Origin of the sequence: Polaromonas sp. CG_23.6 (assembly GCF_029892315.1) — a bacterium.
GTDB lineage: Bacteria > Pseudomonadota > Gammaproteobacteria > Burkholderiales > Burkholderiaceae_C > Polaromonas.
On sequence record NZ_JARXUY010000001.1, the window covers coordinates 743,323 to 756,845 of the forward strand.

Consider the following 13,523-nt stretch of genomic DNA (forward strand, 5'->3'; position numbering starts at 1 on the left):
GCGCGTTGCGTTTTTAAGGCAATGTGTTTCAGGCAGCAACCCGCCAGGGACTGGGCAAAATAGCCGCACACGCCGGAGTTGAATTCAGCCCTTGCGCCACGCCGCATACAATCCACCCGTTCATGCTCCGGCCCTTCTGGCCTGGGCGATTGTCAGTGTTCCTTTAAAAATGTGGAGTCAGCCGTGTTTATTTCTTCAGCTTTTGCCCAGACTGCCCCTGCTGCTGCAGCCGGTGGCAGCGACATGATGTCCACCCTGACGGGCATGCTGCCGCTGGTGCTGATGTTCGTGGTGCTGTATTTCGTGATGATCCGCCCACAGATGCGCAAGCAAAAAGAACACCGCACCATGATTGAGGCCCTGGCCAAAGGCGACGAAGTCGCGACGGCTGGTGGGCTGCTGGGCCGGGTCACCCGCTTGGGCGAAGGCTATCTCACGCTGGAAATTGCTTCCGGCATCGAGGTGCAGTTGCAGCGCAGCGCCATCGTCCAGGTATTGCCCAAGGGCGCCATCAGCAGCGCCAAATAAGGCAATACTGCAGCAGGCAGGACGGTACAGCCAGCAACACTGGACCGTCCAGTGAGCCTTTTGTTTTCCGTTCACCAGGAACAGTCTTCTCATGAATCGTTATCCGGCCTGGAAGTACGCCATCATGGCGGTGGTGTTGCTGATTGCAGCGCTTTATACACTGCCCAATTTTTTCGGCGAATCCCCTGCGGTGCAGGTTTCCAGCAGCAAGTCTTCCTTCAAGGTGGACACGGCTGTATTGGCCAGGGTTGAGCAGGCGCTGAAGGATGCCAGCATCACAGCCGACGCCATCACATTGGAAGCCGGTTCCATCAAGGCCCGCTTCAGCAGCACCGACACCCAGCTCAAGGCCAAAGACGCAATCCAGAAAGCACTGGCGCCTGATCCTGAAAACTCACCCTATGTGGTCGCACTGAACCTGCTGTCGCGCTCGCCAGCGTGGCTGACCTCGCTCAATGCCAATCCGATGTATCTTGGACTGGATTTGCGCGGTGGTGTGCATTTCATGCTGCAGGTGGACATGCAGGCGGCACTGACCAAGCGCGCTGAATCGCTGGCCGGCGACATTCGCCTGTCGCTGCGCGAAAAGAACATCCGGCACAGCGGTATCGCCCGCAATGGCCAATCCATCGAAATTCGCTTTCGCGACACCGCTGCCCTGCAATCGGCTAAAAACCTGATTCAGGACCAGATTCCCGATCTGCAGATGGCCGAAGCGCCCGATGGCACCGACTACAAGCTGACCGCCTCCATCAAAACTGACGCCGCACGCCGCATCCAGGACCAGGCGCTCAAGCAGAACATGGTGACGCTGCACAACCGGATCAATGAACTCGGCGTGGCCGAGCCGGTGATCCAGCAGCAGGGCATCGACCGCATCGTGGTGCAGTTGCCAGGTGTGCAGGACACGGCCAAGGCCAAGGACATCCTGGGCCGTACCGCCACGCTGGAGATGCGCCTGGTCGAAGACAGTGCGGAAGCCCGCGCCGCTGAAAACAACAACGGCCCGGTGCCGTTTGGCGCCGAGCGCTTTTTTGAGCGCAACGGCCAGGCGGTGATCGTCAAGAAGCAGGTCATCCTGACCGGCGAAAACCTGACCGATGCCCAGCCAGGCTTTGACTCGCAGAACCAGCAACCCAAGGTTGACCTGACGGTCGATGCCAAGGGCGGCCGCATCATGCGCGACACCAGCCGCGAGAACCTCAAGAAGCGCATGGCGATCCTGCTGTTTGAAAAAGGCAAGGGTGAAGTGCTGACCGCCCCGGTCATCCAGGGTGAGCTGGGCAACCGCTTCCAGATTTCAGGCTCCATGAGCGTGGCTGAAGCCAGCGACCTGGCGCTGCTGTTGCGCGCCGGCTCACTGGCTGCGCCCATGGACATCATTGAAGAACGCACGATTGGCCCGACGCTGGGCGCTGAAAATATCGCCAAGGGCTTTCAAAGCGTGTCCTGGGGCTTTGCCGTGATCGTGGCATTCATGGCGACCTATTACATGCTGTTCGGCCTGTTCTCGGGCATTGCGCTGGCGGTCAACCTGCTGCTGCTGGTGGCGGTGCTGTCGATGCTGCAGGCTACCCTGACCCTGCCGGGCATGGCGGCCATGGCGCTGGCGCTGGGCATGGCGATTGATTCGAACGTGCTGATCAATGAGCGCATCCGCGAGGAACTGCGCGGCGGTGCCTCGCCACAGGCCGCCATTCATTCAGGTTACGAACGGGCCTGGGCGACGATTCTGGACTCGAACATCTCGACCCTGATCGCCGGCCTGGCCTTGCTTGCCTTTGGCTCGGGACCGGTGCGCGGCTTTGCCGTGGTGCATTGCATCGGTATCCTGACCAGCATGTTCTCCGCCGTATTCTTCTCGCGCGGCCTGGTCAACCTTTGGTACGGTCGGCAAAAAAAGCTCAAGGCGGTGTCGATCGGTACGATCTGGCGCCCTGCGTCGGACGGCGCGCTTGCCAAGTCATGACCACCTCCTTTTCCTGAGCCCCTGAGCCGCTTCCCAAGGACCCCAGATGGAATTTTTCAAAATCCGGCGCGACATTCCGTTCATGCGGTATGCGCTGGCCTTCAACGCCGTCAGCTTTGCCACTTTTGCGCTGGCTGTATTTTTCCTGTTCTCGCGCGGGTTGCACCTGTCAGTCGAGTTCACCGGCGGCACCTTGATGGAGGTGAACTACACGCAGGCCGCCGATGTGGGCAAGATCCGCGATACGGTGTCCAAACTGGGCCTGAACGATGTGCAGGTGCAGAGTTTTGGTACATCACGCGACGTGATGATCCGTTTGCCGGCGCAAAAAGGCGTCAGCACGGCGCAACAGAGTGATACGGTGATCACCGCACTGAAGGCCGTCAGCCCTGACGCAACACTGCGACGCACGGAGTTTGTGGGTCCGCAGGTTGGGGAAGAGCTTGCGCAGGACGGTCTCAAGGCGCTGGCCATGGTGGTGTTCGGCATCATGGTTTACCTGGCGTTCCGGTTTGAGTGGAAGTATGCCGTCGCCGCCATCATCGCCAATTTGCATGATGTGATCATCATTCTCGGATTTTTTGCCTTTTTCCAATGGGAATTCTCATTGGCCGTGCTGGCCGCCGTTCTGGCTGTGCTGGGTTATTCGGTGAACGAATCGGTGGTGATTTTTGACCGCATCCGCGAAAACTTTCGTCGCTACCGCAAGATGAACACCGAGGAGATCATCAACAACGCCATCACCTCCACGATCAGCCGAACCATCATCACCCACGGCTCGACGCAGATCATGGTGCTGTCCATGCTGCTGTTTGGTGGCCCGACGCTGTTTTATTTCGCCCTGGCGCTGACGATCGGTATTTTGTTCGGCATTTACTCCTCGGTGTTCGTGGCTGCGGCCATTGCCATGTGGCTGGGCATCAAGCGCGAAGACCTGATCAAGGGACCGTCGAAAAAAGACGAAGACCCGAATGATCCCAATTCGGGCGCAATGGTCTAGTCCGATTCGACAACGCGTCACAACCAGCCGTGCCGTCCTCGAATCCGCCGCAAAGTTTTCTTGCCGGACAGGCGCGCACCTTGTTCGCCGAGCGTGTGGTGCAGATGCTTCCCGGGCTCGCCAAGACGATTGGCGACTTGCTGTCCGAACTGGCGCTTCGGCCAGGCAATGCACGGGAAATGCAAGACCTGCAAGACGCCTTTCGTCTCTATCAGAACAACAGCCATGCATGGATTAAAGGCGTCGTTGGCGCCGTGCGCAAGCCATACTCCCCGTCTTCCAAGACAACAGCGTCAGCTCTGCTGGAATCTGGAGAAATGCAACTGGTCGGCAACGAGACTGTCGAACACCGTATTCTTGCCTCGCGTCTGGCCCTGCGGATGCTTGATTTTTCGAGCTGGGAACTCAATGATCTGCGCCTTCGCATACAAAGCCTGGAAGGCCTGTCCGAATTAAACCGGCAGGACCTGTTCCGGCCGGAAGTGGTTGCGCAGCACGTGGTCGAACAATGGACGCTGGCGGGCCTGCCGCAATCGGCATGGCTTCTGGGCCAGGACATCATCCACAAAAACATGGCCGCCTGGATGCTGGAGATCTACCATGCGACCAATGCGTTTTTGATCGAACGCGGTGTCATGGTCGAAATCGACCTGCGGCCCCTGGTCAGGCGAACGCCTTCTGCCGTGAATACTGTCAGGGCCGCCAGTGTTGCGAAAAGTGATGACACTTTGGAAAAAGAGAGTTCCGCCGACATTTTGAACAACCGAAATGCCTTTGTGCCGGGCAGGACGATGCCAACCGAAGGCGCTGATATGGCCGGCCTTGCCACGCCGCTTGCCCGCGTGCGGATGAGGGCACAGGGTGTGCTCGGACACCTCAAGCAATTGCTCGTGCGCCGTGTCGATGGGTTTGATCAGCCTCGCCCGCACCAGGCTTCTCCGCAACTGGCGAACGCCATGGACCGCCTTCAACAGCAGCAGGCTCAAGAAGCGTTTCAGGGCAGTTTCCGACAATCCTTCCAGTCGGGCTTGGGCTTTGCCCGCACGCAGGTAGACCAGGCACTTCAGGAACTGCGCCAGCGGACCAGCATGCTGAAAAAAGCAGCTTCCAGTTCCGCGGAAAAAGCCACGATTGAAATCGTTGCCCTGATGTTCCAGAGCATTCTGGCTGAAGACCGTATCGCGCCCCAGATTCGGGTGTGGTTTGCACGCCTGCAAATGCCGGTTCTTCGGGTAGCGGTTGCCGAGCCGGAGTTTTTCAGTTCGCTGGAACACCCGGCACGCCAGTTGATTGACCGCATGGGATCGTGCGCGCTGGGTTTCGATGTGACCGTCGAGGGTGACCTGCTGGAGCTTGAAATCAAGCGCGTCGTGCAAGTCATCGAACAGTATCCGGAAACAGGACGCCGCGTATTTCAGCTGGTGTATGAAGAATTCGACAAGTTTTTGTCTCGCTTTTTTGCTGAGCAGGGCAGCGTGGCGCGGGCGGTCAGTCTGGCTCAGCAGCTGGAGCAAAAGGAAACGATGACTGTTCAGTACACCATCGAAATGCGCACCATGCTCGATGACATGCCGGTTCGCGAAGAGATACGTGAATTCCTGTTCAGGATCTGGGCTGAGGTCCTGGCAATTGCCGCGATGAAAAATGGCCCGCAGCATGCGCAAACCCTGCTGTTCAAACAGGCTGCAGCCGATCTGGTCTGGTCGGCAAGCGCCAAGCCAGACCGCAGCGAGCGATCGCGTGTGATTGCCGCGCTGCCCAGGCAGTTGCAGCTTCTGCGCCAGGGCATGACCCTGCTCGGACTGGGCCTGGCGGCGCAGAATGTCCAGCTAAAGACCATCAGCGATACCATGGCGGACGCCTTCATGTCGAAGACCGATGCGATTTCGTCTGAAAAGATCGACGCCATGGCCAGACGCCTGACCAACCTCGAAGACTATCTCTCGGAGCATGATGTGGGCGACCTTCCGCTGGACGCCGATAGTCTGGTGACAATGATCGGAATCGATTCGGCCCATATCGAAGTGATTGCCAACGGTGGCAGCCAGCCGACAGACGATATGCTGGCCTGGGCCAGGGAACTGCAGCCGGGCAGTTGGTTCAATCTTGACCACAACGGAAAAATAAGCCATGTGCAGTTCGCCTGGTGTAGCGAGCGCAAACAGTTGCATCTGTTCGCTGCAGCCGATGGCCGCAGCTTTTTGATACAGATGCGCCGGCTGGCAGCCTACCTGCAGGCCAGGCTGCTGGTGCCCAGGGAAGAGGAGGCGCTGACGGTGCGGGCTACGCGCAATGCACTGGCCAAGCTCGACGCCAATCCTGAACGGTTGTTCGAGTAATTTGTGCAATTGTCCGCCGGGCTGTTCAGGCCGCAGTGCAGATCAGTTGCGGCGCTGGTAAGGTGGTCATCCTGTGTAGGCAAGAGCTGCCAGATTCAAGTTCAATGCGCGAGGCGGCCTTCGGTGTCGTCACACAATTCGTCAAGCACCAGCGCGTCCGGCTCCTCGCCGAAGCTCCAGTACACCATGAGAATGATGATCTTCAGGTCATCTAGCGACACAGGATCGCCGGGAGCCGCCATGGCCCGGTCCATCACGATTTCGCGCATGTGAGGCGGCAATATGCCAGAGGTTTCAAGAAAGCAGACAAATCCCAGACTTTGCGCGCCCAGGTGCGTTTGTTCGGCAACAGAGTAGATGCGCAGGCTGTTGCTAGCCTGTGCCTGCATGCGCGCAGGCGAGACACTGCTATCTGATTCTTCGCCGGATGGGCTGTCTGGCGCATCGACTTGCGTGCCCTTTGCAGCAATGTTCAGCCCTTCAAGCCAGACGAGTGCTTCCTGGATTTCCTCGGCTTCAAAACCTGCCGCGATCAGTTTGCGTCCCAGCCTGTCGATTTCCGGGCAGGCTGCGCCTTGCCAATAATTTTCGTAAACGTAGACCAGAACTTCAAACATGCATTCAATATAACGCAGATAAGCTCAGCTCACCGCCATACGCTGAAACAGTCCACCCGGCAGTCGCGCGACCTGTCCGTCGAGTTCAAGTTCGAGCAATCCGGCCTGCAAATGGGCAGTGTCCAGTCCGGTACGGGCCTGCAGCGCATCCAGGCTGACCGCATCGAATCCCAGCGCCGTCAGCAGCGGATTGTGGTGGACACCAGCGGCTTCATCCGCCTCATCTTCTTCGGACAGCGCTTGCGGGGCAGCAGGCGATGCACTGAAAGCGGCAGGGAGAAACCGCAATTCTTCGAGCACATCCTGCGCCACTTCCACCAGCTTGGCGCCCTGCTTGATCAGGGCATGGCAGCCGCGCGACTGCGGCGAATGGATCGAGCCGGGAATGGCAAAGACTTCCTTGCCCTGCTCGGCCGCCAGCCGGGCAGTGATCAGCGAGCCCGATTGCAGCGCCGCCTCGACCACCAGCGTTCCCCGGCTCAGGCCGGAAATGATGCGGTTGCGTCTGGGAAAATTGGCCGTCAGCGGCGGCGTTCCGAGCGGGAATTCGCTGATGATCATGCCCTGCCGGGCAATGCGGTGCGCCAGGTCCAGATGCCGCTTGGGATAGACCCGGTCCAGCCCGGTGCCCACCACGGCAATCGTCTCGCCGCCACCAAGCATCGCACCATCGTGGGCCGCGCCGTCAATACCCAGGGCCAGTCCTGACACCACGCAGATGCCGGCGCTGCCAAACGCTTTGGCAAACTGCCGGGCATTGCCTTCGCCCTGCGGTGTGGGATTTCGGCTGCCGACGATTGCCACGCTGTTTGCTATTTTTTCAGTAGCTGAAGATGCAGTACTGGCAAGCGTACCCAGCATATAAAGCATAAAAGGCGGGTCTTCGATGTTGAGCAGGGCCGGTGGATAGGCCGGGTCGCCCAGCACTGCGATGTACCGGTCGTCTCCGGCTGTGAGCCAGTCGATCGTGGTTTGCTGCTGGGCTGCCAGGCCGGATGGTTCGCTGCGTAGAATGCTCGCCAGCTTTTCGGAGCCGAGTTGTTTCAAGGTGGCGCTGCTTTGCTCGAAGATGGCCTGCACCGAGCCGAAAGCCACCAGCAATTTGCGCGCCGTGGTGTTGCCCACGCCAGGTGTGAGCGCCAGCCGCAGCCAGGCCCTGAGTTCTTCGGGATCCATGGTTGTCATCTTTCAGCGCAGAGCCTGTCAGGCCGGCGCCCTGGCGCGCATGGGAAGTGCCATGGGCGCGCCGGGGACCGGTTGCAAGCCGTTCAATCGGGGTTGGTGAAACGGTCGCCGACCTTGATGCCGTCCGTCGCCTGCAGGATCAGCGCATACGACAGCCGGTCGAAGGTGCGAAACACCATCAGCAAGCCGCTGCGCTCGTTGGGCAGCTTGATGTCCGGCCGGGCGCTGTCGGTTTTGTCCGGCAGACGCTCGCCGTCTTTCAGGACGGCCATCACATGGCCGCGCTCCAGACCGTCGAGGCTTCCCCGGTTGATCACCACGATCTGGTTTTCCGAAGCCCAGGCTACGGCGTTGCCATAGACCGAGACGATCTGCCCCGCCATGGGCGAAGAAGGGGCGCGCGGCACATAGCTGCGCAACTCGCGGGGCGGTTCGGCAATCAGGCGGTCGCCAACCCGCATTTCTTCCTTGGCGGCCACGATGTCGATGGTGGCCGGCACCCGTTCGGTCTGTAATTTGCCGTCCTTGTCCGGATTCTGGACACTGGATTCGCCGCGTATCAATTCAGCCTTGCCAACATAGTGCGCTTCATAACCAAGGATTTCCTGGGTCGTCGGGTCTTTCAGCGGCGTGGCGTTGCGAAAGACCCGGTAATCCAGCGGCTCGCCCTTGCCGTCGCTCAGCGATTGGCCTGAACTATCGCCGCCCACATAACTTCCCAGCGCGTAGGCACGGTCGCCACGGCTGAGCAATACCCGGCCTTCCTGGGTGGCGACGATGCGCGGTGCCCGGGAAAAGCTCAGCTCATCGACAATCAGGGGTTCGGCCAGGAAGGGCTCGATGGCTTGGGGCGCCAGCGTGGGAATCGAGGCATCGGCCAGCGACTCGTAACGTGTACGCGGCGACACCCGGACGGTACCCATCGGTGCGCCATCACTGACCGCCCGACGGGTGCGCAGGGTTGCCCGGCCATCGCGCTTGTCCAGGTACAGCTGCTGGCCTGGATAAATGCGGTGCGGATTGCGGATGTCTTCCAGGTTCATGCCCCAGAGTTCGGGCCAGCGCCATGGACTTTTGAGGAAAAGGCCCGATATGGCCCACAAGGTGTCACCTGACTTGATGGTGTAGCTGTCAGGCGCATTCGGCCTCAGGTCAGTCAGGGGAATGCCGGTCCGGGCCACCTGTGCGGCTGTGGCCTGCTGGGATGGCGTGATGGGAAAGTTCTGGGCCTGCAGACTGGCCGACAGGCACAGCAGGACAGCAGCGACCCCTGAAATAGGGCGGAAACGACCAAAAGTTGTATGCATCTTGAAGCTTGTTAGGACGGGATATTTATACTTTTAGATACAATTTTACGCATATTGCAATGCTTGTATCTGCATAATTTTCCAGCGATTCTGTACCCAAGCCCTTGATTAAGCAATGATTAGACGATTCTGAGACGATTGCACCCTTTGAAAAATAGGAAAAATAGGAAAAGTGGCGAAAATAGCGACTTCTCCCCATTCCTGCCATGACCCAACTCACCATTCTTCGTTATCCCGATCCGCGCCTGCATACCGTGGCCAAGCCGGTGGTCGCCATCGACGCCCGTGTGCGCCAGCTGGCTGACGCCATGTTCCAGACCATGTACGACGCCGAGGGCATCGGCCTGGCTGCCACGCAGGTCGATGTGCATGAACGGCTGCTGGTCATCGACGTGAGCGAAACCCGCGACCAGCCGCTGGTGCTGATCAACCCCGAAATCGTCTGGGCCAGCCCGGAAACGCGCATCGGCGACGAAGGCTGCCTGTCGGTGCCCGGCATCTACGACGGCGTCGAACGTTCGCTGGCGGTGAAGGTCGAGGCACTGGACCTGGATGGCCAGCGCCAGGTGCATGAGGCCGATGGCATGCTGGCGGTCTGCATCCAGCATGAAATGGACCACCTGATGGGCAAGGTATTTGTCGAATACCTGTCGCCCCTCAAGCGCAACCGCATCAAGACCAAGCTGGTCAAACAGAAAAAAGACGAGGAACGCGACGCGGTGCGCTGACTTGGCGAGGAGGGGGTTGCCGCTTCGACATGCTTGAGACGCCGTCGACTCTTTAGAATCACGCCCCATGCGCGTTATTTTTGCCGGTACCCCTGACTTTGCCCGAGTGGCGCTTGCGCAATTGCACAGCGCCGGTTTTGAAATCCCATTGGTGCTCTCCCAGCCCGACCGACCTGCCGGCCGCGGGCTGAAGCTGCAGGCTTCCGCCGTCAAGCTGTGGGCCCAAAGCCATCAGATTCCCGTTGTCCAGCCCAGAAGTCTCCGGCTGGACGGCAAATACCCTGAAGACGCCATTGCCGCGCGCGACGCGATGCACGCGGCGCAAGCCGATGCCATGGTGGTCGCCGCCTACGGATTGATCCTGCCGCAGTGGGTGCTCGATTTGCCCCGGCTGGGTTGTTTCAACATTCATGCTTCCTTGCTGCCGCGCTGGCGCGGCGCGGCGCCCATCCACCGCGCGATCCAGGCCGGTGACAGGGAAACCGGCATCACCCTGATGCAGATGGACGCGGGGCTCGACACCGGCGACATGCTGGGGGTGGCAAAGCTTGCCATTCAAGCCACAGACACCACCGGCTCGCTGCATGACCGGCTGGCCGCGCTGGGCGGGCAACTGGTCGTGCAAACGCTTAATTTGGCGGGAAACGGCCAGCTGCATCCGGTGCAGCAACCCACCGAAGGCGTGAGCTATGCCCACAAAATTGAAAAAGCCGAAGCGGCGGTCGACTGGACGCAGCCGGTGGCCGTGGTGGACCGGCACATTCGCGCCATGACGCCTTTCCCCGGTGCCAGCACGCAGCTGGGGCCAGATACCTTGAAACTGTGGAAATGCGAAATTGATAGCTGCTCACGCCCTCCGGATATGCGTGAAGGCCAGATTTTGTCTGCAAATGCCGAGGGTGTGCGGGTGGTTTGCCGTGACGGCGTGCTGGTGCTCACCGAGTTGCAGCGCGCTGGCGGCAAGCGACTGGGGAGTGCCGATTTTTTGCGCGGCTTTGCGCTGGCGCCCGGCATGCTGTTCGGAAAGTGACCATCGGTGTTCCTGCGCGCTGCCTACTACCGTCACGCTGAATTCCGCCAGGGCGCACACGACATGTTCGCCGTGGCGCCGGGTTTTGCCGCCTGGGGAATGATGACCGGCGTGGCCATGGTCAAGTCGGGCATGAGCATTTTTGAGGCGATCCTGATGACGGTGCTGGTGTACGCTGGCAGCGCGCAACTGGCCGCGATTCCGCTGCTCGTCGCGGGTGCGCCGGCCTGGGTGATTTTGGCCACGGCCTTTTGCGTCAACCTGCGCTTTGTGGTGTTCAGCGCGCACCTGCGGGCTTATTTGATGCACCTGCCCCGCTGGCAGCGCATGCTGACCGGTTTTTTGACGACCGATCTGAGCTATGTGCTGTTCGTGCGCCGCTTTCCCATTCCCAGCGACGAGCCCGGCCAGCGCCTGGCGCAGCAAGCTTACCTGGCGGGCAATTGCGGGCTGTGCTGGGGCAACTGGGTTGGCAGCAGCCTGGTCGGCATTGCGCTGGCCAATTTCATACCGAGCGCCTGGGGGTTGGGTTTTGCCGGCATTCTAGCGCTGCTCGGGATCTCTTTTTCGCTGGTGACGACCCGGCTGCGCATCATCGCGGCGCTGGTGGCGGGCGTGGCGGCCGTGGCGGCGTTTGCGCTGCCGCTCAAGCTGAACATCCTGGTGGCCATTGCGGCGGCGGTGGTCATTTGCCTGATGCTGGAGCGCGCCGGCCTGGGCATGGCTGCTCGTATGCCCGCTGCCGTTCCTCAGGACAAGCCATGAACGATACCGATTTCTGGACCCTCGCCACCATTGTCGGCATGGCAGGGGTGACCGTGCTCACGCGCTGCTTTTTCTTCTTGTCGGACAAGCCCTGGACCTTGCCGGACCTGGCCCGTCGCGGTCTGGACTATGCGCCAATTGCCGCGCTGGCGTCGGTGATCGTCCCCGAGATCGTCATGACGCAGGGCCAGCTCATCACGACCTGGCAGGATGCCCGGCTGTTTGGCACGGCGGCCGGCGTGGCCTGGTTTTTCTGGCGCCGGGGCGTGCTGGGCACCATCGTCAGCGGCATGGTGGTGTATTTGCTGCTGCACCTTGGCTTTGGCTGGTGAATCTGGCCCCCACGCTCCGCCGCTGCGCGGGTCGCTGCCCCCCGAGGGGGCCGCTGCGCCTGCAGCCCGGCAAAGCCGGTTCTGCGGCCCCTGCTGGTGAATATGGCTCCTACGCTCCGCCGCTGCGCGGGTCGCTGCCCCTGCAGCCCGGCAAAGCCGGTTCTGCGGCCCCTGCTGGTGAATCTGGCCTCCACGCTCCACCGCTGCGCGGGTCGCTGCCCTCCAGGGGCCGCTGGGCCTGCGGCGCAGTGAAGCAGGTAGCTCGGTTCCTGCTGAGTTGGATAGAGGGCCTTTGCTGTCGCTCACTGGGGGGGCCGGCCCCCTACAATTCTTCCAGCCAGCCGCCTGCAGGCGGTTTTTTCGAACCTTTCGTACTTTGCGAGTCGCCATGAATTTCATCCGTTTTTCCGATTTGTGCGCCAGCGGCCAGGTGGCGGGCAAGCGTGTGTTCATCCGCGCTGATTTGAATGTGCCGCAGGATGCCAGTGGCGCCATCACCGAGGACACGCGCATCCGCGCATCAAGGCCGTGCCTGCAGATGGCGCTGGATGCCGGCGCGGCGGTGCTGGTCACCTCCCACCTGGGCCGCCCCACGGAAGGCGAATTCAAGCCGGCGGATTCGCTGGCGCCGGTTGCGCAGCGCCTGGGTGAGTTGATGCAGCGCGAGATTCCCGTGGTGTCGAACTGGGTCGATGGCGTGGACGCGAAACCCGGCCAGCTGGTGATGCTGGAAAACTGCCGGCTGAACCCGGGCGAGAAGAAAAACGACGAAGCGCTGGCGCGCAAGATGGCCGCGCTGTGCGACATCTTCGTGCATGACGCCTTTGGCACCGCGCACCGCGCCGAAGCCTCGACTTACGGCATCGCGCAATACGCGCCCATCGCCTGCGCCGGTCCGTTGCTGGCCGCCGAGATGGACGCCATCACGGCAGCTTTCGCCCATCCGAAGCGGCCGCTGGTTGCCATCGTCGCCGGCAGCAAGGTCTCGACCAAGCTGACCATCCTCAAGGCGCTGGCCGAGAACGTCGACCAGTTGATCGTCGGCGGCGGCATTGCCAACACCTTCATGCTGGCGCAGGGCCTGAACATCGGCAAAAGCCTGGCCGAACCCGACCTGCTGGCCGAGGCCCGCGCCGTGATCGAGGCGATGAAGGCGCGCGGCGCCGAGGTGCCGATTCCGACCGACGTGGTTTGCGCCAAGACCTTTGCCGCCGATGCTGTCGCCACCATCAAGCAGGCAAGCGAAGTGGAGGACGACGACCTGATCCTGGACATTGGCCCCGAGACCACCGCCCGGCTGGCTGCGCAGCTCAAGCGCGCTGGCACGATTGTCTGGAACGGCCCGGTCGGCGTGTTTGAATTCGAGGCCTTTTCCAAGGGCACCGAAGGCATTGCCCGGGCGATTGCCGAGTCCAGCGCCTTCAGCATTGCCGGTGGCGGCGACACGCTCGCGGCCATTGCCAAGTACGGCATCGAAAAAGACGTGGGCTATATCTCGACCGGCGGCGGCGCTTTCCTCGAAGTGCTCGAAGGCAAGACGCTACCGGCTTTCGAGATTTTGCAGAAGCGGGCCGGCGACGCGCACTGAAGACTCTGTTTTTGATAGCTGCTGGCGCTTGCCCAGTATGCGCAAACGGCATTTTTTGCTTGAAAGCAGGAGTTCAAGCCACATTTCTGGCGTGCCGGGCGTGGGGTTGGCGCTGCAGCCTGCGCACAGCCCTGG

General features: G+C 61.0%; 12 protein-coding genes. 9 read left to right on the forward strand and 3 right to left on the reverse strand.

What is annotated here, in order from left to right:
• Positions 1-183: 183 nt before the first annotated feature.
• From yajC to H4V98_RS03550, 4 genes are all read left to right on the forward strand, one after another.
• Complete coding sequence (gene yajC / locus H4V98_RS03535) at positions 184-528, forward strand: preprotein translocase subunit YajC (protein WP_196864915.1); 345 nt, start codon at positions 184-186, stop codon at positions 526-528.
• Between the two features lie 91 nt (positions 529-619).
• Positions 620-2,497: a protein translocase subunit SecD gene (secD, locus tag H4V98_RS03540; RefSeq protein WP_196864914.1), complete on the forward strand. Its 1,878-nt coding sequence runs from the start codon at positions 620-622 to the stop codon at positions 2,495-2,497.
• A gap of 46 nt (positions 2,498-2,543) precedes the next feature.
• Positions 2,544-3,497 (forward strand): protein translocase subunit SecF, encoded by a 954-nt coding sequence (gene secF, locus H4V98_RS03545; protein WP_196864913.1) that lies wholly within the window; start codon positions 2,544-2,546, stop codon positions 3,495-3,497.
• A 29-nt stretch (positions 3,498-3,526) separates the two neighbouring features.
• Positions 3,527-5,836: a DUF1631 family protein gene (locus H4V98_RS03550; RefSeq protein ID WP_196864912.1), complete on the forward strand. Its 2,310-nt coding sequence runs from the start codon at positions 3,527-3,529 to the stop codon at positions 5,834-5,836.
• Positions 5,837-5,937: 101 nt separating this feature from the next.
• On the opposite strand, the gene H4V98_RS03555 is transcribed toward H4V98_RS03550, so the two are convergent.
• From H4V98_RS03555 to H4V98_RS03565, 3 genes are all read right to left on the reverse strand, one after another.
• Positions 5,938-6,453: a DUF494 domain-containing protein gene (locus tag H4V98_RS03555; RefSeq protein WP_196864911.1), complete on the reverse strand. Its 516-nt coding sequence runs from the start codon at positions 6,451-6,453 to the stop codon at positions 5,938-5,940.
• A 24-nt stretch (positions 6,454-6,477) separates the two neighbouring features.
• On the reverse strand, positions 6,478-7,629 hold the full coding sequence (gene dprA, locus H4V98_RS03560; RefSeq protein WP_196864910.1) for a DNA-processing protein DprA: 1,152 nt from the start codon (positions 7,627-7,629) through the stop codon (positions 6,478-6,480).
• A 92-nt stretch (positions 7,630-7,721) separates the two neighbouring features.
• Positions 7,722-8,945 carry a LysM domain-containing protein gene (locus tag H4V98_RS03565; protein ID WP_196864909.1) on the reverse strand — a complete coding sequence of 408 codons (1,224 nt, stop codon included), beginning with the start codon at positions 8,943-8,945 and terminating at the stop codon, positions 7,722-7,724.
• A gap of 206 nt (positions 8,946-9,151) precedes the next feature.
• On the opposite strand from H4V98_RS03565, the gene def reads away from it, so the two are divergent.
• The 5 genes from def (at position 9,152) to H4V98_RS03590 (ending at position 13,388) form a co-directional block, all read left to right on the forward strand.
• A complete protein-coding gene (gene def / locus H4V98_RS03570; protein WP_196864908.1) occupies positions 9,152-9,673 on the forward strand; it encodes a peptide deformylase in 522 nt (173 codons plus the stop codon).
• 67 nt (positions 9,674-9,740) lie between these two features.
• On the forward strand, positions 9,741-10,703 hold the full coding sequence (fmt, locus tag H4V98_RS03575) for a methionyl-tRNA formyltransferase (RefSeq protein ID WP_196864907.1): 963 nt from the start codon (positions 9,741-9,743) through the stop codon (positions 10,701-10,703).
• Positions 10,704-10,766: 63 nt separating this feature from the next.
• Positions 10,767-11,468 carry an AzlC family ABC transporter permease gene (locus tag H4V98_RS03580; protein ID WP_196864921.1) on the forward strand — a complete coding sequence of 234 codons (702 nt, stop codon included), beginning with the start codon at positions 10,767-10,769 and terminating at the stop codon, positions 11,466-11,468.
• Positions 11,465-11,800: an AzlD domain-containing protein gene (locus H4V98_RS03585; protein ID WP_196864906.1), complete on the forward strand. Its 336-nt coding sequence runs from the start codon at positions 11,465-11,467 to the stop codon at positions 11,798-11,800. The genes H4V98_RS03580 and H4V98_RS03585 overlap by 4 nt, the downstream gene beginning before the upstream one ends.
• A gap of 388 nt (positions 11,801-12,188) precedes the next feature.
• Positions 12,189-13,388, forward strand: coding sequence for a phosphoglycerate kinase (locus H4V98_RS03590; protein WP_196864905.1), 1,200 nt, complete (start codon positions 12,189-12,191; stop codon positions 13,386-13,388).
• The last annotated feature ends 135 nt before the right edge of the window (positions 13,389-13,523 follow it).